This is a genomic window from Paraburkholderia aspalathi (assembly GCF_905220735.1).
GTDB lineage: Bacteria > Pseudomonadota > Gammaproteobacteria > Burkholderiales > Burkholderiaceae > Paraburkholderia > Paraburkholderia aspalathi.
The window spans coordinates 56,938-79,011 of the sequence record NZ_CAJNBA010000006.1 but is presented as its reverse complement, the minus strand read 5'-3'; the positions used below and the strand labels follow the sequence as shown (position 1 = coordinate 79,011).

14 protein-coding genes, 1 pseudogene and 1 riboswitch are annotated in these 22,074 nt (G+C 60.1%); of the genes and pseudogenes, 8 read left to right on the top strand and 7 right to left on the bottom strand.

Features of this window, described 5'->3' with window-relative positions:
- The first annotated feature begins 204 nt into the window (after positions 1-204).
- Positions 205-1,917 (top strand): hypothetical protein, encoded by a 1,713-nt coding sequence (locus KHO30_RS29610; protein WP_211703085.1) that lies wholly within the window; start codon positions 205-207, stop codon positions 1,915-1,917.
- Positions 1,918-2,268: 351 nt separating this feature from the next.
- Here KHO30_RS29610 and KHO30_RS29605 read toward each other — a convergent pair whose 3' ends face one another.
- From KHO30_RS29605 to KHO30_RS29595, 3 genes and pseudogenes are all read right to left on the bottom strand, one after another.
- Positions 2,269-3,885 (bottom strand): TIGR04141 family sporadically distributed protein, encoded by a 1,617-nt coding sequence (locus tag KHO30_RS29605; protein ID WP_211703084.1) that lies wholly within the window; start codon positions 3,883-3,885, stop codon positions 2,269-2,271.
- An 807-nt stretch (positions 3,886-4,692) separates the two neighbouring features.
- Positions 4,693-4,815 (bottom strand): annotated as a pseudogene (locus KHO30_RS39785) (tyrosine-type recombinase/integrase); the annotation flags it as partial.
- A gap of 86 nt (positions 4,816-4,901) precedes the next feature.
- On the bottom strand, positions 4,902-5,921 hold the full coding sequence (locus KHO30_RS29595; protein ID WP_093640720.1) for an NADP-dependent oxidoreductase: 1,020 nt from the start codon (positions 5,919-5,921) through the stop codon (positions 4,902-4,904).
- A gap of 160 nt (positions 5,922-6,081) precedes the next feature.
- Positions 6,082-6,253, top strand: a riboswitch (yybP-ykoY riboswitch).
- Positions 6,254-6,353: 100 nt separating this feature from the next.
- Here KHO30_RS29595 and KHO30_RS29590 point away from each other — a divergent pair.
- Positions 6,354-7,364, top strand: coding sequence for a sodium:calcium antiporter (locus KHO30_RS29590; protein WP_211703083.1), 1,011 nt, complete (start codon positions 6,354-6,356; stop codon positions 7,362-7,364).
- Positions 7,365-7,423: 59 nt separating this feature from the next.
- On the opposite strand, the gene KHO30_RS29585 is transcribed toward KHO30_RS29590, so the two are convergent.
- Positions 7,424-8,482, bottom strand: a complete 1,059-nt coding sequence (locus tag KHO30_RS29585; protein ID WP_211703082.1) for an HAD family hydrolase — start codon at positions 8,480-8,482, stop codon at positions 7,424-7,426.
- Between the two features lie 642 nt (positions 8,483-9,124).
- Between KHO30_RS29585 and KHO30_RS29580 the strand changes: the two genes are divergently transcribed.
- From KHO30_RS29580 to KHO30_RS29555, 6 genes are all read left to right on the top strand, one after another.
- Positions 9,125-9,919, top strand: coding sequence for a hypothetical protein (locus KHO30_RS29580; protein WP_167378469.1), 795 nt, complete (start codon positions 9,125-9,127; stop codon positions 9,917-9,919).
- Between the two features lie 37 nt (positions 9,920-9,956).
- Positions 9,957-11,381 (top strand): DUF1254 domain-containing protein, encoded by a 1,425-nt coding sequence (locus tag KHO30_RS29575; RefSeq protein ID WP_211703081.1) that lies wholly within the window; start codon positions 9,957-9,959, stop codon positions 11,379-11,381.
- A gap of 28 nt (positions 11,382-11,409) precedes the next feature.
- Complete coding sequence (locus tag KHO30_RS29570; RefSeq protein WP_093641138.1) at positions 11,410-12,897, top strand: DUF1254 domain-containing protein; 1,488 nt, start codon at positions 11,410-11,412, stop codon at positions 12,895-12,897.
- Between the two features lie 101 nt (positions 12,898-12,998).
- Positions 12,999-13,970 carry a SphA family protein gene (locus KHO30_RS29565; protein WP_093640733.1) on the top strand — a complete coding sequence of 324 codons (972 nt, stop codon included), beginning with the start codon at positions 12,999-13,001 and terminating at the stop codon, positions 13,968-13,970.
- 281 nt (positions 13,971-14,251) lie between these two features.
- Complete coding sequence (locus tag KHO30_RS29560) at positions 14,252-14,980, top strand: CatB-related O-acetyltransferase (protein WP_200620192.1); 729 nt, start codon at positions 14,252-14,254, stop codon at positions 14,978-14,980.
- Positions 14,981-15,150: 170 nt separating this feature from the next.
- Positions 15,151-17,523, top strand: a complete 2,373-nt coding sequence (locus KHO30_RS29555) for a carbohydrate-binding family V/XII (RefSeq protein WP_211703080.1) — start codon at positions 15,151-15,153, stop codon at positions 17,521-17,523.
- Positions 17,524-17,544: 21 nt separating this feature from the next.
- Here the strand turns inward: KHO30_RS29555 and KHO30_RS29550 are convergent, their stop codons facing one another.
- Genes KHO30_RS29550 through KHO30_RS29540 form a run of 3 tightly spaced genes read right to left on the bottom strand, consistent with a single transcriptional unit; the run spans position 17,545 to position 21,779 of the window.
- Positions 17,545-18,207, bottom strand: a complete 663-nt coding sequence (locus KHO30_RS29550; protein ID WP_211703079.1) for an acetyltransferase — start codon at positions 18,205-18,207, stop codon at positions 17,545-17,547.
- A gap of 31 nt (positions 18,208-18,238) precedes the next feature.
- The gene (vioA, locus tag KHO30_RS29545; RefSeq protein WP_211703078.1) at positions 18,239-19,387 is read right to left on the bottom strand and encodes a dTDP-4-amino-4,6-dideoxy-D-glucose aminotransferase VioA; all 1,149 of its coding nucleotides are present in this window, start codon (positions 19,385-19,387) and stop codon (positions 18,239-18,241) included.
- 46 nt (positions 19,388-19,433) lie between these two features.
- Complete coding sequence (locus KHO30_RS29540) at positions 19,434-21,779, bottom strand: O-linked N-acetylglucosamine transferase, SPINDLY family protein (protein ID WP_425312924.1); 2,346 nt, start codon at positions 21,777-21,779, stop codon at positions 19,434-19,436.
- Positions 21,780-22,074: the final 295 nt, after the last annotated feature.

The window sequence follows — 22,074 nt, the reverse complement described above, 5'->3', positions numbered from 1 at the left end:
TGAACAGAGCTGCCCGTGGATCTTTGGCGGGGAGGGCCGGCAATCGCTGCGAAGCAGACGTTGACAGCCAAAGCCCGAATGGATGCAAGGGGGCGCCGTCCGCAGGAGATGGTGGCGTCGGGGCAGAGTGCGGCCACAAACTGCCGGAAGCCAGTGCCGGCTTTACGGTAGGCTATAAGTGCAGAATCAGAATGGAGGCGCGTTATGACGCGACGATTCAACATCGCAGCCCTGAAGGCCATTTCGCAAGCGCCAACCACCGACGAAACGGAGTGGCTGATCGCGGCCGAAGACTCTGTCGTATTTCTGAAGGAGAACGTGCAGAGTGAGGAGATTGTGATCTACGCCAGTGGTCCGGCGACGCTCATTCATGCCGTGCTTGCGCCGCTGAAGCAGGTCACGCCTGCGGACCAAGAGGACCTCATGCGCGCTTTCGTGCAGACAGATGAAAGCTGGGTCATCCAAAAGAGTTACGGCGGCGGCGAAGGCCATCGTGTCTACCTCGAAGCGCCGTTGCGCTCAGGAAAATCGCTGTCGGGTGGTGAGAAGCTCATCTTCCGCCGCTCATTTGACGGCGTGCAAAAGGGCGAAAGCCCGGTCGAACTGAGCCAAAAGCTCGTGCATGCGCTCGGCCTGCATTTCGTGCCAGAACGCAACGCGTACTGCCGGCTGGATAAGTACGGAGACATCGAGGATGTTATTCGTGTGATACGCACAGAGCTAAGCCCTGGACGGGACAGCCTTACCGCGGTCACGATCCTGGCCAAGGACCTTTCCGCATACATGACTCTTGCGGACATGGCCGTGGTCTACTTTTTCGACTTCACCCGCTTCAAATCTGGAGGGTTCAACGGTTGGGGGGACCATCCGCGCATCGACAGAAAGGCCCCCGACCTCTTCTATCATGGGGGCAGCATTGGAAATGCCAGCTACATCAACGGTCGGATGATCGTCCGCTCGACCATTCCGCTGCAGCAAATCATCGACGAATGGAAAGAGGAATCGAATCCAACGAGGACAAAGCAATATGCGACGTTCAAGATATTTGATCGCAAAAACAACGTCGAAATCGAAACGTCGTGTGCGCCGGAGTTTCTCTCGAATTACTTCCAGAAATCGGACCTGCCTTGGGAGATTTCACCGGCATTTTTCCGTCCTGATGTCTTGCACCGCTTCAAGGCGGACCCCGAGAAATACAGCCTTGATGACCGGTCTATCAGTTGTCGCAACGCGTGGTATCTCCGGAGCTACGACATCAATGAAGCGGGACAGGTGCATGCCTATATTGGCGATTTAGCCCGCCTTCCGATCGAAGAGCAGCGTTACTGGCAATCTTTCAACGAGTGGCCGAAAGGAACAATCTCGAAGCGGGCACATGAAAACGACATCCTCGGCGAGTTCAGTTCCGAATACGACCCGCTTCATCTATTGAAGTACAAAATCGGGAAGCTCAATGCCGCGCCACCTGACTGGTGGCAGCCAAGAAGCGAAGCGTACATGGATGCTGTGCGCTATCCGGCCACGGACTCGACCCTTGAATGGGCAAACGAAATCATGGCCTTCGATCAGTTGCTCGTTGAGGGATTTCAGCTCAGACCTTTGCGAAAGCTGCTTGAAGCTAAGGGAAGGAAAGCTGAGTCAAGTTGGGCCTCTCTACGCGTAATCGCAGAAATTTTTGTTGCCTCAGGAAAGGCTGTCGATGATGCCAAGTCAATCCTCACGCCGTTTAGTAGGCTTCACGCTCTGCGCAACATCCTGAAGGCACACAGTTCCGTTGAGGAAAAGAACAAGGAGGAGCGGCAAGCGCGCGCAACGCATGGGACCCTAAGAGCCCACTTCAAGCATCTTGCCGGTCAATGCGACAAAAGCTTCGACATGATTCTGCTCGCCCTCGGAGCGGGTGATCTGAATCCATGAGAAGGAAGCACTACCCGCTTAAAAGTGGCTTCGTCGAACGGCCGCCTTGCGGTGTCGAAACTCATTCGGTGAACGACAGCATAGGGGTCGAGAAGTGCCCGCTGCCTCTGACGCAGCCCGGCCAGAAGCAGTCGACCAGCGCATTTCCTTAACTGACCGCTTCGCGGGATGTATGGAGCTCTTCGCAGCAGAACCACCGACTAGCCGTTCTTTGCGCTGAGCCGCCGGTCGGCCATCGACAGCAGTTGCTACGCACTGCCATCAACGGTCGACTGATAGCGCGTGGGTGTGAAGCACCAGCATCGGAGTGCCTCTTTAACTTCCGTTTGCCGACCTGCGAAGGCTTCCCGATCAGGGGGGCGGACGAGGTGTTGTCGGAGCACCGGCGATCGAAACCCGGAATCCTCGTTGGGTGAGGTTTTCAAACGCCTTCGACAAGTTGACCTTGCTGAAGAACGGTAAATTTTGCTTGAGTGTCGCGTTACCCTCGCCCAGGATCAGGAAAACAATTTCATAGTCAGCGCTTCTGAGGTTGTCCAAGGGAACGAGATCACGTGCGGCCGGATTTACTCCGCGTAACACCGTTCGCGCCTTCTTGCGGAACGCTTTGTCGCCGAGCATGATTTCGGCAGCCACACCGCCCTGAGCAAAGAGATGGCTCAGCCCGGCCGATCCGCCCTTGCGATGCTTTACGTGTACCAACTGCTTGGCAGGAGTCAGCAAGTCGCAGAGTTCTATGGACGATGTGGCCCGGTCGGTCTTGACTAGCTTCTTGTCCAGCAGAAAATATCCATGCGCCGCGGCCGCTCGAGTGTTGTAGTCGCCCTCGGACTCAATTTTCGATTTGCCTTCTTCGTCCCACACTTCAACTGCCGGGAAAGTCAGGGTGGATATCTGAACCAAGTCCAATGTCGCGGTAATTCGGCCAATAAATGTTGCATCGACCTCGTACCACTTGCCATCGAAGATGATCTTCGTCTTGTCGCCGTCGACGATCTCGAAGTAGATACAGCGATACACCGAGTGCTCGGTAATGTTGCCATCGACATCGTGGACGAAAAGCCGGTCGCGCTTCAGGCCCTCGACGGTTAAATTTGCCAAATCAGGAATGGTGTCGATGTAATCGGCAGGCTGAATAATGGGGCGCACACCATCCTTATTTCGCGTAAAGCTGAAGCCTAGGATTGTGTCCCATGCGCCGATCTCCGGCAGCGTTACCATGATTCCTGGATTGCGCGCGGAGACAGCTCGAACCAGCTGCACGTTCAGCGCATCGATAGATGCATCGTCCTTGACCTTGCGGACGTTGTCCACCCACGAGAAAGACGTCTTGTAGTCGTCATTGGCGTAGTAGCCTTTGATGCGGCGTGCCAACTCGGGGAAATTTGCGGCTTCCATTTCGGTGCTGAAGGAGAACGTCGCGTCTCCACCGGCGATCTGCATAAGGCCAACTCCGCGCTTGGGGACGCCCGTCACAGCGCGAAGAACATCCCGTAGGATGTCGATTCCAAAGACGCCTACCTCCGAGTCGCGAGCAGCCTGAGACTTCTTCTGAACGGGCTGATCTTCGAGGGTATGCAAGTCGACGCTGCGCAGTGACTTTTCGTCGAGCGTGTTGAGCGCTGTGCGGAGGCCAAAGTCCTGAACGAATAGCGACTGCTCGATCAGATACCGGCCATAGCCAAACGTAAAAGCGAAGACGTCGCCGTCCACTCGAAGCAGGAGCACCGCAGAACTTGATCGATTTGCGAGATTCGGTATGACGCGGCCCGTAACCTCGTCGAGCACTGAACCCCAACTAGGCCTCGTTTCAGTGCTTTGCCTCACATAGAGCACCCCGTCGATACCCAAGTTGCCTGCCATTGGATAGTTGTCCACTGGTGCGTCAGCGAGCAGGTCCCCAAACGTTTGGCCGTCGCGTAGTGGCTTTGCCATAAAAAGGTTCAGGCGGCGGTAGCTTCTCGCCATCTTATTTCCCCATTGTGTTGTCCGTCGGCCCCTGTCGCACGACACGGAGCGTTGCCGTTCTCTCAATCATCGTAAACGGAAAACTTGCGCAAATCCTGAGACGATTGAACTTGCGACGGGTAAGTCTACTGTTGTGCGGACAGCTTTGACCGGTTCATGCGCCCGTGCCGAAATTGAACTGTTCAAGCGCCATCGCTGGCCGTCATCGGGACTCCATTCAGCCGCCAATCGGACACACCAACTTTTTTTGGCGCGATGGTCAAGACAGACGCCGGCACGATCGCGTCGGTCGCAGATGCAACGCGATATTGTTTGGGCAGTTGCCGTGCGCGGCACTGTTCGAGCGTCACGTGCATGGTATGCGCTGCTCGCGCACGACAAAACAGGCACTTCTCATCTGCGAGCTGCAGGCATTAAGCATCCGCCGCGATCACTGACCCGCGAAGACGCGTCATTTTCCGCTTCGTTGCGACCGGCCGTCCGCGGTACTGGAAAGAGGTCTTTGAGAAGTCACAACCGAATTTCCGCCTTGGGTCGTGAGCCGTAGTGCCGCTGATCACGATCGACGGAGCGCTGAAGGTCCGCTGTCGTTGTTTTGTAATAATTCGTTGCAAAAAACTGCAATGACACGACGGTTGTGCCCTGAGTTGTACCCGTTAGGAAGTGGGCGGCGCTCAATGCCTTATCTGGCGTGCCTCCTGCCGTTTTTTTCGATCCCAGCCGGGCACCAATCCTGACAAGGGTTCCCGCGAATTCACCTGTTCCCGCGTCCCCTCGAATTGCAACTAACTGCGGTTTCGCTGGCATCGCCGTCATCGGCTGCACCCACTGCGCCAGGTGATCGGCCAACAGGTACGCGTACCCCTGCACCATTTCCATCGTTTCCCACCCTCCCAGTTCCTTTAGCACATGGATGGGCGTTCCGCGTTGCTGCAAAGACGCAGCAAACGGAAATAAACAATCCACAAACGACAACCCCGGCCAGTGTCGGGGTTGTCGTTCAGAAACTCACGCCTTCACACCCTGACCAGCAGCTTCCCGAGGTTCTTCCCTTCGAACAGGCTATTGAGAGCGTTCGGCAACGCGTCAAAACCGTCGACGTATGTCTCCTGGTAAACGATTTCACCGTTCTTCACCCACGGCGCGACGGTCTGTAACATCTCGTCCATCCGGTGCGTGAAGTCGCGGGCGAGAATCCCCTGAATCGTCGCGCGCTGAAACAGCATGTGCTGCAGGAAGCGCGGCGCGAGGTCCGGCGTGTCGAGGCCGCCGTCGTACTGAGCGATCGCGCCGCAGATCACGATTCGCGCGCGGCGCTTGATGAGCGGGATTACCGCATCGGTAACCATGCCTCCCACGTTGTCGAAATAGACATCGACGCCGCCGGTGGCTGCCTGCAGAGCCGACTGCAAGCCTTCAAGTGTGGGATGCGCACGGTAGTCGACCGCACCGTCGAGCTTCAACGTGTCCGTCAGAAACGCGCACTTGTCCGGGCCGCCGGCGATCCCGATGACGCGGCAGCCGGCACGCTTGCCGAACTGCGCGACCAGCGAGCCGACCGCGCCCGCCGCACCGGACACGACCAGCGTGTCGCCAGGACGCGGCTTGCCCGCTTCCATCAAGCCGAACCACGCGGTGCGTCCCGGCATGCCGAGCACACCGAGCGCAGTCGAAACCGGCGCCGCGTCGGGGTTCAGTTTGGTCAGCTCGCTGTGATGGCATTTGGCGTAGAGCTGCCAGCCGCTATAGGCCGACACCCAGTCGCCCTGCTTGAAAAGCGGGCTCGCCGACGCCACCACTTCACCCACCACGCCCGCCCGCTGGACGATTCCGAGCGGATGCGGCACGTCGTAAGTATTGCGTTCATGCTGCTGGATTCGAATGTACGGATCGACGCTGACGATACGCGCCCGGATCAACACTTCATTCGATGACAAATTGTCGTCGAGCTCGCTTTCGCGCAACTCGTAATGCTCGTCGCCAACGCGTCCTTCCGGGCGCTTGACGTAAAACCACTGGCGATTCTGGTAGTTCATGTGAGGACTCACTGCTGTCGTAGACGGTGAGTGATCTTACCAGCGGGGCGATCACGCACTTGGCCGCCTGACGTCGCAGCGCTGGACGTGCGCGGTGAAACCGGGAGCGGCGCAGGCGCCAGATTCCAAGCTTGTTGAAAGCCGCCCGTCCCGTTAGAATCCTCCGGTCATTGGGGAGTAGCCTTCCTTCATCCATTGAAGGAGAGCGCGTCAACATACTTGGCCTACGGGTCATGGCGCGTTCGACCGGGTCGGTTTGGCGAGACCATTGGCGCACTGCTTCGTTCTGGTCGGACGGGTCGCGGTGCGTCATTGGTTCGTTACTTGCGTCCGACCGCGGAGTTGCCCTGTGAAACATCGTTGTGCCCTGCCAGTCTCCCCACTTGCCCGTCCGCTGTGCCGCTTCCCCTTTGCATTTGCAGGGAGCCACGCATGACCGGTCTCCTGTTCGAACTCGCCATCATGCTGGTCGTCATTCTGGTGGCGGCCGAGCTCTTCACCAACGCACTCGAACATCTCGGCGAGCGTCTCAAAATCTCCGAGGGCGTGACGGGTTCGCTGTTCGCAGCGGTCGGCACCGCCTTGCCCGAAACGCTTGTCCCGCTGCTTGCGATTGCGGGCGGCACGACCGATAGCGCGGTCAATCAGGAAATCGGCGTCGGCGCGATTCTTGGCGCGCCGCTCATGCTTTCCACCCTCTCCACCTTCCTGATGACGCTGGCGATTCTCGGTACGCGCGGCGCCGGCGGCTGGGTCACGCCCGAACGCACGGGTTTCACACGGGATCTGAACTACTTCCTGTGCGCCTTTGTGTTGGCGGCCGCGGCGATGTACGTGCCGCACGAACAGATGCTCGTGCGGGGGCTGTTCAGCGCGGCGCTGGTCGGTGTGTACATCACCTATGTGGTGATGACGTTCCGTGCGTCGAACAAACTGGTCGACGCCGGTCACGGCACCGAAGCACCGGGCAAGATGCTGCTGTCGCGTCTTGGTTTGCCCACCAATCTCGTGACCATCGCGGTGCAACTGGTGCTCGCAGTTGCGTTGCTGGTGTGGGGAGCAGAAGGCTTCATCCACGGCGTGCGGGGCGTGTCGCAGGTGCTCGGCGTCTCGCCGTTGCTGCTGTCGCTGCTGATCATTCCGATCGCCACCGAGTTGCCGGAGAAGGTCAACAGCATCCTGTGGATTCGCCGTGGCAAGGACACACTGGCGTTCGGCAACATCACCGGCGCGATGGTGTTTCAGGGCACGCTGCTGCCCGCGATCGGGATTCTGCTGACGCCGTGGGCGCCGCGTATCGAAGTGGTGACCGGCATCGTGATCACGCTCGCTGCCGCTGCGTGGCTGCGGATCAACGTGCGCGAGCGTGGCGTGCCGGTGTGGGCGCTGCTGGTGTGCGGCGTGTTGTACGCCAGCTATCTGGTCATCACGCTAACCCGCTAAGCGAGTGATGAAAGGCCGGGAAGGCCGCTGCCAGGCGCGGCCTTCCCAACAAGCCGCCCTTAGTTGGACGGTGCCGCAGCCGTTGCCGCGCTATCCGGCTTGAACACTGTTGTCCAGTCATCCTTCATATCGACGACGAGCCAGCCTTTCGTGCCGGCTTCGTCCAGCCCCTTGTCGAGCTTGCCGCTTTTCGCAACGCGGTCGTACGCATACTCCCGTTCACCGTCGGTGTGATGCAGCAGCGCCGCGAGGCGCGGACCGTCGCCGGCCGAAGTCCATTCGAGCATCGGCACATCGCCGTCCGCGTTGCCGAACGCGATCACAGGACGCCGGCCGATCGCACGGTCGATGGCGAGCGGTTTGGCCGCGCCGTCGACGAGCGTGTCGACCTGCGCAAGCCGGGTCAATGCGACGGCGCTGTTCGTCTGGCTGTACTTGTATTTGACGGTGCTGCCGATCACCTGCTCGGGCGGAATGCCGTACACGCGCTGCGCGATCTCACGGACGAACTCGACATCGCTGCCCGTCACCAGATAGGTCCTGAAGCCGTTGGCGCGCAGATAGGCGAGCAACTCGAGCATCGGCTGATAAGCGAGGTCGGCGTACGGGCGATTGAAGCGCGGGTCGCTCGCGGAGTCGAACCATTCGTGCACGAGCGCGGCGAATTGATCGCTGGTCATGCCTGCATGTGCCGCCGCCAGCACCTTCATCGAGCCGGCGTCGCCACTCGCCGCGACACTCTTCAAATTGCCTTTCAGAATCGAGCGGAACGGTTCCTGCCGTTTCCATTCTGGATGCCGCCCGGCCACTGTCTTCACGCGTTGCAGCGCGAACACCAGTTGGACCGAGGCGGGTTGCTCCGGCCACAACGTGCCGTCGTTGTCGAACACGGCGATCCGGTCCGCACGCGGGATGAAGTCTTTCGACTCCGGCGTGGTGACCAGAGTGACGAAATCGACAATCGAGCGTTTGGTCGCGGAGTCGTTCCACGACGCAAGGCTTGCGGCGGTCGATGCGCTGGCTGGCGACTCGCTCGCGTCATGGTGCGGTGTAACGGTGCAAGCGGAAAGAACCACAACGGTCAAAGCAATGCAGTACCGGTGCATCGTGCGAATCATGAAAGCCTCATCAAAAGCGGTGGATCGAACTTTGAGCGAGCGCAAGTCTAATGGGACACGGCGATTGTTGCAGCCCATTTTGTTGCTTTTTTGAGCGGGGACGTCAATGCCGGTAATTGCAAATGGTGTATGCCGCTATGCGGCTTTTATGCAGTAAGCAAACAAATGCTCAAAACTATGGCAATTGTGTGGAATAAGAATGGCGGCCAAAATCTAACTCCGTCCGAAATTGCGTAGCTTTCTATCGTGTTACAAATTTATCTCTGTAATCTCGTGAAACGTTTGCTACCATTCCGCCACAACACTCCCAGATTGTGAATTTCTTACCTCCGCATGCGTCGTTTGGTGCGGCGTCTCTTGAGTCTGAAAGGAGCGTCCATGCAAGCCCTGTATCCGGCCGTACTGTCTTTCCAGCTTGCTCGAGAGACTTAGCGCGAATTAATCGCGTATCTCATTCGCTTTGCATATTTCCCCGTTGCGCGTAGCCGCCGGGGCGGGCGAACTTACACCCGCGATTAGCTCGAATTAGTTCGCGCTAGTTCGACACAATTCGAAAATACGAATGCCATTGCTTTTGCTTTATATGCATTGGGCAAAAGAATGCGTTCGCCTATAAGAAATGCCCATAGACGAGGTGCGGGAATGGGTTGTAAAGGCGTGGTTAGTTCGGCTGCGTTATACGCTGCCTCGGCGATGTTGTCGCCGGCGTTCGCTCAGGCCTCGGCCGACGAGGCCAATAAAAGTAATAACCCGCTTAATCTGGCAGCCTCATTCAACATCCAGAATTACTACACGCCGAGCGTGTTCGGCGCCAGTGCGCATACCAACGATCTGCTCTTGCGCCCCACCGTGCCGATCGGCCCGAACAGCCTGATTGGCGTGCCGGAAATCTTCCGCGCCACAGTGCCGGTCAGTACGCGGCCCGATCCGAGCGGCGGCTACAACACCGGTCTCGGCGACCTGAATCTATTCGACATCTTCCTGCTCTCGCAAGGCGATGTGCAGGTCGGCGTCGGCCCGCTCGTGACGATGCCGACTGCCACGGACCCTAGCCTCGGCACCGGCAAGTGGCAGGCCGGTCTTGCCGCTGTCGCCGTCAGCGCGACGAAGGCGCGGCTCCTCGGCGCACTGGTGCAGTGGCAACACTCGTTCGCCGGGCAAAGCAGCCGGCCCACCACGCAATCGCTCACCGCGCAGCCGTTCGGCATCTTCAACCTGCCGGGTGGTTGGTACATCCGCTCGACCGGCACCTGGACCTTCGATCTGCAGCATGGCAGCTATTACATCCCGGTCGGGCTCGGCGCCGGCAAGGCGTGGAAAGGCGGCTCGACCATCTACAACGCGTTTATCGAGCCGCAATACTCGGTAGCGCATTCCGGCGCCGGCGTGCCGAAGTTCACCATCTTCGCCGGGCTGAACATGACGTTCGGCAAGTAAGCACAAAAAACCAAGCATAGAAACAGAGGGCTTAACCATGACCTTGTTCAACCGCCTGCGTATTTGCGCAGTCATCGCGGCCGTGTCACTGACCACATTGCCGCATACGCAAGCCGTCGCTCAAGCGAGCGCCCCCACTGCGGCGACAGCGGCTGTCACCGCCTCGCCTGAAGAAGCACGAGCGATCGCCAAAGACGCGTTCCTCTACGCGTATCCGATGTTGTTCAACTACAAGACGCTTTACGAGCAGGCGATCGATTCCGGCTCGAAGTCTTATGTGGGCGGCTTCGGCAAGTTCCGCAACTACTCGCATCCGTACGGTCCTGAGAACAAGGACATCGTCACGCCGAACAACGACACGCCGTACTCGTGGGCGTGGCTCGATCTGCGTCGCGAGCCGTGGGTGCTGACGGTGCCTGCGGTGCCGAAAGAGCGCTACTACGTCTTCCAGTGGATCGACCTGTATACCTACAACTTCGCGTACGTCGGTTCGCGCGCCACGGGCAACGGCGCGGGTCACTATCTCTTCGCCGGCCCGAACTGGCACGGCGATACGCCCAAGGGCATCGACAAGGTGTTCCGCTCCGAGACGGACCTGATCCTGACGCTCGGCCGCACGGCGCTCAATGGTGCGAGCGACGTCAAGAACGTCGAGGCGATCCAGAAACAATACAAGCTCACGCCGCTGTCGGCCTTCGAACACACGGCTGCACCGCCGCCCGTCGCGAAGCTTGATTTTCCGAAGTGGGATGAAGCGAAGGCGACTTCGGTCGACTTCATCGCGTATCTGAACTTCATGCTGCAGTTCACGCAGCCGCCGGCGCCGTCCGAGCAGGAATTGATGGCGCGTTTCGCGAAGATCGGCATTGCGCCAGGCGCGCCGTTTGATCAGGCTGCCTTGCCGCCGGAAACGCGCGCCGCGCTTGAAGCAGGTGTCGCGGACGGGAAAGCCGCATTGGCAGACGCTGAAAAACACACCACCGGTTCGTTCAGCCTGTTCGGCAGCCGTGCGGATCTGAAAGACGACTACACCACCCGCGCCGTCGCGGCGGCGATGGGGATTTACGGCAACACGAAGGAAGAAGCGGTGTACGTCGGCACGCGCGTGAACAGCGAACACGCTCAACTGCTCGGCTCGCAGCCGTACGTGTTGCACTTCGACAAGAAGGACCTGCCGCCCGCGAAATTTTTCTGGTCGATGACGCTGTACGACCTGCCTGCGCGCCATCTGGTCGCGAATCCGATCAACCGTTACTCGATCGGCGATCGCACCAAGGGGCTGAAGTACGGCGCTGACGGCTCGCTGGATATCTACGTGCAGAACACGTCGCCGGGTGCGGACAAGACGTCGAACTGGCTGCCGGCGCCCACCGGTGCGTACACGCTCGTCATGCGCATCTACGGCCCGGACGAGAAGGTGCTCAACGGCGACTGGAAATTCCCCGAGCCCCAAAAGCGCTAAGCCGCGCATGGACGAACCTGAGGACAATATGAATAAGAAAACCGCGACATGGGTCACGGCCGCCGTACTGGCGTCGGTCGCCGCGCCCATTCTGGCGAAGACCCAGCAAGACCAATCGGTCCATGCAACGGCCACCGCGGCGTCCGTACCGGGCCCAGTGGCCGGCTACGCGATCTCTGAAGAATACGCACGGCTGGTAGCGCGCCAGACCTACTTCTGGGCGTGGCCGATGGTTAACGTCTACGGCCGCCTGCTGGCGATGAAGCAGGTGCCGCAGCCGGGCCTGAACGGCGGCATTGTGCCGGTCGCACCACCGAATCATCTGTCGATGCTGCGCGACTACATTCAGCCGCAGGAGCGATTTGTCGCGTGTCCGAACCAGGACGTGGTCTATGGCTCGTCGATTCTCGATCTGAATAAGACCCCGGTGGTCGTGCAGGTGCCCGATTTCGGCAAACGCTTCTGGGTCTATCAGGCTGTCGATCTGCGTACCGACGGTTTCGCGAGTCTCGGCAAGATGTACGGCACACGTCCGGGCTTCTATCTCCTGACAGGTCCTGACTGGCACGGCCCGGTGCCGAAGGGCATCCGCCAGGTGTTCCGCTCGTCGACTGGGGTCGGCAGTTTCATTCCGCGCGTTTTCATGGACGACACGCCTGAAGATCGCGTGGCCGTGCAGCCGGTGCTCGCGAAGATTGGCCTGTATCCGCTCGCCGAATACGACGGCAAGGTCAAGGAGACCGACTGGTCGAAGTTGCCGAGCTTCGGTGAGGCCGGTGGTGCTGCGGGCGGCAACGCCGAAGAGATCAAGTGGGTCGATCCAAACCGCTTCTGGGACATGCTGCCCACCGTGCTCGACGAGACGCCGCCGCAACGCGGCGAAGAGGCGATCTACGCGCAGGCGCGCGGGTTGATCGCGGCAGCGCAGAAAGATCCGGCGATCAAGGCCGCGATTGTCGACGAGGGGACCAAGGCCGAAGCGGATCTGGTCACGCCGTTGTTCAACTTCAACACCTTTGGCAAGCGGCTGCCTGCGAACTGGAACACCGTTAGCAACGGCGCCGCCTTCGGCACGGACTACTTCACGCGCACGGCGGTGGCGAAGTCGAACATCTTCGTCAACAAGCCTAACGAGACCAAGTATTTCTACGGCGATGCCGACGCTTCAGGTCAGCGTCTCGATGGCAACGCACGCTACACGGTGACGTTTGCCAAGGATCAGTTGCCGCCGGTCAAGGGCTTCTGGTCGCTGACGCTGTACAACTCGCATCACTTCTTCTCGCCGAATGCGCAGAACCGCTACTCGCTCGGCACCAAGAACAAGGACCTGAAGTTCAATGCAGACGGCTCGTTGACGCTCTACGTGCAGAACACGAGTCCAGGTGACGACAAGGTCTCCAATTGGCTGCCGGCGCCAGCCAATGAAGCGTTCTCGTTGTACGTACGTGCCTATTGGCCGCAGCAGCCGGCGCTCGACGGCAGCTGGACGCCGCCGCCGGTTAAGCGTGAACCGTAAGAAAACACGTCGATGCGCACGCGTGCGGCTTGCCGCCGCGGTTTGTCAAAACCTTGTTCCGCAAGGTGGAAGTGCGGAAAGTTAATTTCGTGAGGATGACTATGAGTCGCACAAACCGTTTGTCCGCAAGCCGGTCACTCGCCAGGTTGTGCACGGGTGCGCTTCTCACCACTGCCGGCGTGGGTCTTTCGCAGCAAGCGTGGGCGACTGAAGGTGGCATCGGCAGACCGATAACCGGCATGCAGGTTACGCCGTACGCAGGCGTCGTACCGCCCACGGACGACTGGATCGTGTCGGCCACCACGATCTATTACGAAGGCTCGCTCGGCGCGAGCAAGACGATTCCGATCGCCGGTCAGATCACGGCGGGCGTCGACGTCACGGCGGTGTACACCATTCTCAACGCGGTCAAGACGTGGGGCATTACGCTGGGCGGCTGGAACTTCGCATCCTCGTTCGGGGTGCCAATCCAGTACACCAACATCTCGTCGTTTCACGGCCGTTTGCCGAATGATCACGGCACGCAGTTCGCCGATCTCTTCTTCACGCCGGTGGTGGCGGGCTATCACCTGACCAAGACCGATCACATCGCGTTCAGCGTGCAGATTTACGCGCCGACCGGCGCTTACAGCACGAGCCGGCTCGCCAATGCCGGACAGAACACATGGACCTTTACGCCGACGGTCTCCTACACGAAGCTGTTCCCGAAAGAAGAGATCGAGCTGTCGTTGAACTACGGTGTTGGCTTCTACACGCCGAACAGCGACACGCACTATCACAACGCACCGGTTAGCGTGCTCGACCTGCTCGCGCTCAAGCGCTTCGGCAGCGGCTGGGGTGTGGGTGTCGTGGGCGGCTATATCCAGCAGCTCGGTCATGACAGCGGCGGAGTAGCCGATGTCATCGGCGGAAGTCAAGGGCACTCGGTGGGTATCGGGCCGATGGTCACGTGGTCGGGCAAAGTCCAGAAAACGCCGGTGTCGGCGTCGCTGCGTTGGGTCAATGAATTCAACGTCAGCAACCGGCCCAAGGGGAATGCGGTCGAACTGTCGATCAGCGCGACCTTCCAGTAACGGGGCATGCATCTGGTGATCCGCCGCTCCTCGTGTGTGCCGCTTCCCGTCGACGTCGCGCACGGGCCGGGGCAGAACGCGTTTTATGTGCAAGTGGGCAGCGCATGGCGCTGATCCGCGCAATGTGGTTACGCACCGAACTGGTCGTGAAATGCGGTCCTAATCGGCAAAGTGCATTTCTGTGCTCGCCGATATGCTGTTCATGACCATCGTCGGCTTTTGCGACCTCAATGTTGAGGCGTGGCTGGCGACGCGATGCGAACCACCTTTTGCGGACCATCATGAACGTAACCACATCAGACGACTTTATTGGCGTTCAAGCTCAACACCCTTTTTCGAAGGCTTTTATCGTGCTCGGGTATCGGGATGGATCGATCTCGACGATCCCGAACAACTTCTTTCGCGACTGGCTGGATGAAGAAGCGAAGGTTGGGACTTTCTCGATTGGCAAGTGTTCGGGAATCGGTGTCGGCTCAATCGCCAAATATGACGCAGGGTTGCAGAAGCTTGTAGTCGGAAAATTCGTCGCAGGTGGCTTGAGACTGAAGTTCCTGCTGAATGGGCAGCACGACATGCGGACGATTTCAACGTCGATGCTGAGCGCCTTCGGCAGTGGGCTAAACAACGTCCCACCGCCTCAATACGGCGACACAGTAATCCGTAACGATGTATGGATCGGCGACGAAGCGATGTTTCTTGGCGGTTCCACGATTGAAAATGGCTGCGTTATCGGTGCAAGAACCGTGGTGCCGCCCAATTTCAAAAGCGAACCCTATGGCATCTATGTGGGCAGCCCCGCACGCCTTGTTCGGTTCCGTTTCTCCGAGCGTATCCGCGAGAAGCTTCTTGAACTTGAATGGTGGGACATGTCGATGCCTTGGCTGCAAAAAAATAATGACCGTTTTCTCGTTGACTTAACGGTAGACGAGGGGCGGTCGATGGAAATCCTGACCGAGTTGCTGCGCGCAAAAAGCCAGTCCACTGAGGCGATGGCCGCGACGAAAACTTGATGCGTCTGCACCGAGCAGGATGGCATTGCTTGATTGGAGGTCATGCGGACGGCGAGCAGGAGCGAATTCGCATCCTTGCCGATCAGCGGGGCCCAGTTGATTTGCCGACTGGGTCCGCCGCGTCTGATGACCGGTCTATCCCGCCGTCAATGCTCATGGAGCGATGCACAATGAAAACTACGATGAAGCGGTCTTTGCAGTTGCTCGCGGGTGTCTGCACGTCGCTTGCGGTGACACTCGCCACACCCGGGCAGGCGCTCGCCGCCGCCGCGGTGCAGCCGCTGCCGACCGTCTGGCCGCGCGACTTCGATAGCGCACAGCAGCGCATCGAGTTGTATCAACCGCAGGTGGAAGTGTGGCAGGGCAACCGGATCGAAGGCCGCGCCGCTTTCGCGGTCGGCGCGAAGAGCGCCACGCCGAACTACGGCGTCGCGCATTTCACCGCGCGGGCTGAAGTCGACAAGACGAGTTCGACAGTGCAACTGCTCGATATCGTCTTCGACCAGGTCGACATGCCGGCTACGCCCTCCGCCGCCGCTGGGGTGAAAACTGCCTTGCAGGCCCGCATACCCAAAGACGGTCTCATCACCTCACTTGAACAACTGCAGGCCAGTTACGCCAGCACCCACGAAGGCAGCGAACCGGGCCTCGCGGTGCAGAACAACGTACCGAACATCATCTTTGCCGAACGTCCCACGCTGCTCGTGCTGGTCGATGGCGACGCGAACTGGCGTGCGCTCGGCGACACGCACTATCAACGCCTGATCAACACCCGAGCGATGCTGCTCAAGGACGCGAGCGGCGCGTTGCATCTGAATGCCACGGGCTATTGGTACGAGGCGAATTCGCTCGGCGGTCCGTGGCATCTGAACGCGACACCGTCAAATGAGCTTGTCGCCGCGGCGAAAAGCGCGCAGACCAATCTGAAGTCCGATCCGATGCTTCCCGCCGATGGCAAAAAGCCAGCGCAGGCGCCGGACGTGGTGGTCGCCGCGCAGCCGGCCGAACTGGTGGTGACGAACGGCAAGCCGGCGCTGCAACCGGTGAAGGGCGTGAATCTGCTCTCCGTCACTAACGCCGACCACGCGCTCTTCGTCGAGCCACGCGACAATCACTACTACCTGCTGCTGTCGGGCCGCTGGTTCACCGCAGCGGGCCTCTCCGGCCCTTGGACTTTCGTCGACGGCAAGAGCCTCCCCGCCGATTTCGCAAAGATCGCTGCCGACGACCCGCACGCGAATGCGCTTGTCTCCGTGCCCGGCACACCGCAGGCCAAAGAAGCGGCGATTGCAGTGACCATCCCGCAGACAGCAACCGTATCGCGCAAGACCACCACGTTGAAGGTGGTCTATGACGGCGCGCCGAAGTTTGTCGGGATCGCGGGCACGTCTTTGTCGTATGCAGTGAACACGGCGACGCCGGTGATCCAGACGGCGCCGTCGCAATTCTTCGCGGTCGCCAACGGGATCTGGTTCACCGCGAACGCGGCGAGTGGCCCGTGGCATGTTGCCGATACCGTACCGGCCGCGATCTATACGATTCCGGCCGCTTCGCCCGTGCATTACGTGACCTACGTTCACGTTTATTCGGCGACGCCGGATACCGTGGTGGTCGGTTATACACCGGGCTACATGGGCGTGGTTGTCAATGCGGACGGCACCGTTGTGTACGGCACGGGCTATGTGTACGCGCCGTATGTCGGCGACGTCTACTACGGCTACCCGGCCACCTATGGCTACGGCGCCGGCTTCGCGCTCGGCACGACAGTGGGCTTCGCCTTCGGCTTTGCGATCGGCGCCACGTGGGGCGCGCCGTCGCCGTACTGGGGGCCGTACTGGGGGCCGTATTGGGGCGGCGGCCCATGGAGCTGGCAATACGCGAACGTCAACCAGGCCAATATCTACGGCCGCTGGGGGCAGGGCACCGTGACGCACGCGAGCGGCTGGAACGGTTGGACTGGCAATAGCTGGGCCGGAACGGCAGCATCCGGATTCAATCCTTATACCGGTGGCCACTTCCAGGCGAGCCGTGGCGCGGTCGAGAACGCGTACAACGGCAACTTCGCCGCCGGGCGGCAGGGCTCGTTCAGCAATCCGTCGACGGGACGCCGCGGGGCGGCGCGCGGTGGCGTGGTCGGCAATGAAGGCACCGGCGACTATGCGGCGGGTAGGCAGCGCGCCGGCTACAACGCGCAGACCGGACGCTACGGCGCGGCAGACGCGGGCGTGACCGGCAACGCGTATTCAGGCGATCACCAGGCGGGCACGAAAGGCATCGTGGGCAATAAGGACACGGGCAAGGCTGTCGCGTGGAATAACGGCAATGTGTATGCGGGCAGCGACGGCAACGTCTACCGGCATGATCAGGGCGGTGGCTGGGAGCAGCACAGCGCGGATGGCTGGCAGCCGGTTCAGCCGAACGCCAGCCAGACGCAGCGGCTCGACTCGCTTAAGCAGGGGCACGATCTTGGGAATGCGCGAGCGAGTGGGCAGTTTCAGCCGCAGCGGCATTTTGGCGGCGGAGGCGGGCGGTTCAGGCGGTGAAGCGGGGGCGGCAGATTCCGACTAAAGATATTTGTCACCCTGCTGGCGATCCCGGATTTTCTTCGCGGGGTTTCCGTACGTCACTGAAAAAGCGTCGACTGCCTTCAGAACGATTGATCCGGCGCCCACCACGCTGTGCTCGCCAATCGTGATTCCATGGCGCAACACCGCGCCGATGCTCACGGCGGCGTGGCTACCGATGCGGCAATTGCCGCCGGTGGTCACGCCAGGCGCGAGGCTCGAAAAATCCTCCATCACGCAATCGTGGTCGAGCGATGCCTTCGTGTTCACAATGCAGAACCGACCCACGCGGCAGTCGGCATTGATAACAGCGCCCGCCATGACAACCGTGCCGGCGCCGATGCTTGTCCCTTCGCCGACGCTCGCTGCAGGGTGCACAGCACTCACGAAGGGTAATTGCGGGCAGACGTCGGCCACTTTGGCGACCACTTTGGCGCGAACGCTGTTATCGCCGATCGCTACGATGACGCCCTGCAGATCGTGTTCGGCGGTCAATCTCGCCAGATCGGACTCGCCGCCAAGGACCGGATAGCCGAGGGTCTCTTCGCCAGTCACCCGAAAAGCGTCGATGAGCCCGGCGATCCGGTAGCGCCCCTGCTTTTCAACGATGTCGATAACGACCTTGGCGTGGCCGGAAGACCCGACAAGCACGATGTTTTGCATTGCCCATATTCCGCTTTAAGACCGGCTCAAATCATTGAATGCCGGCGATGATGCTGACAATGCGTTCAACCTGTGCCGGATTCAGATCGGGATAGATCGGCAGGCACAAGATCCGTTTCGATGCCGCGCTGGCGGCACTCAGATTGTCCTTATGCGACGACGGCAGGCCTCGATACATCGGGAATTCGGAAATCAGCGGGTAGAAGTAGCGGCGCGCATAGATATCGTGTTGCTTAAAGTGGTCATACAGTGCATCGCGGCTGATTGGAAAATCGTCTTCGACCTGAACGGGAAAGTACGCGTAGTTCGCGACTTTTTCGCCCGCGTCCGACAGGCAGCGAATGCCGGGCACGTTAGCCAGCAACTCGCGATACTGCGCGTCGATCGCCTTGCGTTTTGCCAATGCGTTGTCGACGTGTTGCAGTTGCAGCAGTCCGAAGGCTGCATTGATTTCGCTCATCTTGCCGTTGATACCGGCGGCCACAACGGTCACCTCATCCACGAAGCCGAAGTTCTTCAGATGGTCGATACGCTGCTTCGTCTTCGCATCCGGGCAGATGATCGCGCCGCCTTCGAATGTGTTGAAGACCTTGGTGGCGTGGAAACTGACGATCGACAGATCGCCGTGCTTGAGCACGCTGCCATCTTCGGTTTGCACACCGAACGCGTGTGCGGCGTCGTAGATGACCTTGAGATTGTAGTTGTCGGCGATCTTCTGGATGGCCTTCACATCACACGGATGGCCGTAGCAGTGCACCGGCATGATGGCCGTGGTTTGCGGTGTGATCGCCGCTTCGATCTTCTCCGGGTCCAGATTGAGCGTGTCCGGATGGACGTCCACGAAAACCGGCTTGATGCCGTTCCACAGGAGCGAATGCGCGGTCGCTGCGAAAGAATAGGGCGTCGTAATGACTTCGCCATTGATGCGCAGCGCCTGCAGCGCCGTCACGAGCGCCAATGTGCCGTTTGCGAACAACGCGAGATGCTCGACACCCAGATACTCGCAGAGCGCCTTTTCGAGTTGCTGATGGAACGGTCCTCCATTGGTGAGGATCTTGCTGTTCCAGATCTTTTCGAGGTACGGCATGAACTCGGCCAGCGGCGGCAGATGCGGCTGGGTCACATAGATGCGTTCGTCGTCCAGCGACGCGATCGCACGAAGAGGAGCGCTTGAGCCCATGGTTTCCTCGCTACTGTTTTTTAGTCCGGGTCACGTTTGACGGACGTTATGCGGTATGAACCGGATCGCCGCTTGCTGCTCGCGGATCGTGTGCGCTGAAGGCCGCCGGCGCCAGGTCGGCGCACCAGCGCTGCCACATCGTGCGAAATGCGCGTGAAAGGCTTTCTGCGACAACTTCCGGCTGGAACGGCGGCGACTGCATGCAACGCTCGCGCAACGCCGTGCGAATGCTGGCGAGCGCGGGAATGTCGGAAGCAAGCTTGACGCCCTTCGCCACGAAATCATCCGCATCTTCGGCCGCAAACGCGTCGAGACCCGCATGGGCGAGCCATGCCGTCGCTGCCCGGCTTGCCATTGTCCTGCCGGCTATCGTCAGCGTGGGCGTGCCCATCCACAACGAGTTCAGAACGGTCGTCGAACCGGTATAGGGGAAGGTGTCGAGGCAGATGTCCACCTGAAAGTGTTGTTGCAGGTAGACCTCTACGCGGGAACGCGGACGGAAAGTCAGGCGGTTTCGTGAAATGCCTTCGTTGACGAACCAGTTGATGAGGTTTTCGTCGCCTTCGTCGCCGTTCATCGAACCGAGCACCATCCGGGCAGTGGGCAGCTCGCGAAGCAATCTCGCCCACACAGCGATCACGTCGGGGCGCAACTTGTTCAACCGGTTGAAACTGCCGAACGTGACATAGCCGTTATGCATGGCCGGCAGGATGTTGACCGGCGGGGCATTCCGGTCCGGCTGGAACGGTCCGATGGCTGCCAGATGCACGAGTTTCTCGGAGAACTGCTGCTCCATGTCGCCGAACGGCGTAAAGAAGCGGTCGCTGAGGTAGTAGTCCATCGCGTCGAGACCGGTCGTCGCCGGGTAACCGATCCAGCTGACCTGAATCGGCGCGGGCTTGCGCGCGAACGCCTGCAGTCGGTTACGGCCGGTATGTCCGCTCAGGTCGATCAGGATATCGATTTTGTCGGCGCGAACCTTGGCGATGAATTGCTCGTCCGACATGCCAGTAACCATGTTCCATTGGTCAGCCTGGGTGCGTAACCACTGCGTATAGTCATCCTCTTGCACATGGTTGTAGTAGACATGGAGCTGCAGGCTCTCGTCTTTTGCGAGCGGCTCCATGATCGGCATCAGGTAGGAGGCGACTGCGTGCCGGAACAAGTCGCCGGAAACGATGCCGATTTTCAACTGGCGATCGGGCGCGCGGCTATTCGTGTGACGCGGCTTCGGCAAGCGTAGCGATGCTTCGTGAATCCGGGCAAATTCGCGATGTTCGGCGTAGATTTGCTCAGGGGCGATGTGAGGGTTGTGCGCGATGGTAAAGAGCAGATTGCTGCGCGTCGGTGCATTTTTGGGATCGAGTTCGAGCGCGCGGCGAAAGCATAGCTCGGCCTCGTCTGTGGCGCCGGCGTTAAGCAGCACGACGCCCAGCGTGCTATGTGACTCCGAGTAGTCGGGCGTGAGTTCGGTTGCACGACGGCACTCGGCGATCCCTTCACGGGTGCGGCCGAGGCCGGCGAGCACCATGCCGAGGATACGATGACCTTCTGAATGGTCCGGATGCAGTTCGAGCAGTTTTCTGCACTCGGCTTCTGCCTCGGCGTAGTGACCGAGCAAGCGCAGCAAGTCGGCCAGCGCCTTCCGAACGTCGGAATCGTCGCTACCAAACTTTATGGCGTTTCTCAGGGGCTCGGCGGAATCGCTGTATTGGCCAGCCTTATGCAGAGCGATACCGAGGCAACGCCATGCGAGGCCGCTCGACGGAAATCGTTCAGTCAGGCTTTGTGCAAGCTTGATGGCATCCGGAACGTGGCCCCTGGCGTAGAGGGTGTTGAAGCGGCTTATTTCTTGTGGAGAGGGGCGGCGCGTATCGAGTGCTGCCGTTGGGGGCTCCGAGGCATCCCGGTTTGTCGAAATGGCCACCGTCACAGTGGGTTCCGGCGATGCAACGACAGGTACGACGGCGGCGGTCGCTAAGCCAGTACCGCCGCGCGCCATCCGCGTAATCAGCCCGTCGACTGCCGGCCCCTTCAATCCCCTTTGCTGTCCCATCTCCAGTGCCAGCCAGGCCGCCTGGGTCTGGTCTGCGTCGATCAATGCGTTGATGTAGGCAACCCAGAATTGGCCGTTGTCCGGTGCGCCGCCGAGCGCGGCTTCCAGGTGTGGCAGTGCCTCGACAGGACGACTGCGCTGCACGTAGAGCACGCCGAGGTTGTACTGCACGTCGGTGTTGCTGGGCATTGCTTCGAGGATCGCCTTATACAGCGCCTCGGCGTCGTCGAACTCCCCCTTGTGGTGATGCGCCAGCGCTGTCTGCAAAACGAGAGCGATGTCATGCTCGAACTGCTGTTCGGGCGTCAAGTGTTCAGCGGTCGGCTGCTCGTACAGGAGAGTCATGGTGTCAGCGCAGAATGGTCTATGACGGAAATTGTGCGACCGGGAGGGTGTTTCCGATGCGCGGAGATGACGGTAAAAAAGCCGCCTGTTTAGCGCATGGGGCGCGGCGGCGGAAGGCCGGACGCCAAGAAAAAAGCCCGCACGAGGCGGGCTGAGGGAACGAGCGCGCCCTTACTTCAGCGCGTAGTTCTTATTGTCTGGTACTGCAGTTCAATGCTGCGGAGCCTTTTCAGCGGGTCGATCCCGCGGTTCGGCCGGTTCGGTTCGGGCGAGGAGCGGCCGCTGA

What these genes read in the sequence shown, in the direction of transcription:
- KHO30_RS29610 (WP_211703085.1), top strand. Translation starts at nt 205, where the DNA reads ATGACGCGACGATTCAACATCGCAGCCCTGAAGGCCATTTCGCAAGCG.
- KHO30_RS29605 (WP_211703084.1), bottom strand. Translation starts at nt 3,885, where the DNA reads ATGGCGAGAAGCTACCGCCGCCTGAACCTTTTTATGGCAAAGCCACTA.
- KHO30_RS29595 (WP_093640720.1), bottom strand. Translation starts at nt 5,921, where the DNA reads ATGAACTACCAGAATCGCCAGTGGTTTTACGTCAAGCGCCCGGAAGGA.
- KHO30_RS29590 (WP_211703083.1), top strand. Translation starts at nt 6,354, where the DNA reads ATGACCGGTCTCCTGTTCGAACTCGCCATCATGCTGGTCGTCATTCTG.
- KHO30_RS29585 (WP_211703082.1), bottom strand. Translation starts at nt 8,482, where the DNA reads ATGATTCGCACGATGCACCGGTACTGCATTGCTTTGACCGTTGTGGTT.
- KHO30_RS29580 (WP_167378469.1), top strand. Translation starts at nt 9,125, where the DNA reads ATGGGTTGTAAAGGCGTGGTTAGTTCGGCTGCGTTATACGCTGCCTCG.
- KHO30_RS29575 (WP_211703081.1), top strand. Translation starts at nt 9,957, where the DNA reads ATGACCTTGTTCAACCGCCTGCGTATTTGCGCAGTCATCGCGGCCGTG.
- KHO30_RS29570 (WP_093641138.1), top strand. Translation starts at nt 11,410, where the DNA reads ATGAATAAGAAAACCGCGACATGGGTCACGGCCGCCGTACTGGCGTCG.
- KHO30_RS29565 (WP_093640733.1), top strand. Translation starts at nt 12,999, where the DNA reads ATGAGTCGCACAAACCGTTTGTCCGCAAGCCGGTCACTCGCCAGGTTG.
- KHO30_RS29560 (WP_200620192.1), top strand. Translation starts at nt 14,252, where the DNA reads ATGAACGTAACCACATCAGACGACTTTATTGGCGTTCAAGCTCAACAC.
- KHO30_RS29555 (WP_211703080.1), top strand. Translation starts at nt 15,151, where the DNA reads ATGAAAACTACGATGAAGCGGTCTTTGCAGTTGCTCGCGGGTGTCTGC.
- KHO30_RS29550 (WP_211703079.1), bottom strand. Translation starts at nt 18,207, where the DNA reads ATGCAAAACATCGTGCTTGTCGGGTCTTCCGGCCACGCCAAGGTCGTT.
- vioA (WP_211703078.1), bottom strand. Translation starts at nt 19,387, where the DNA reads ATGGGCTCAAGCGCTCCTCTTCGTGCGATCGCGTCGCTGGACGACGAA.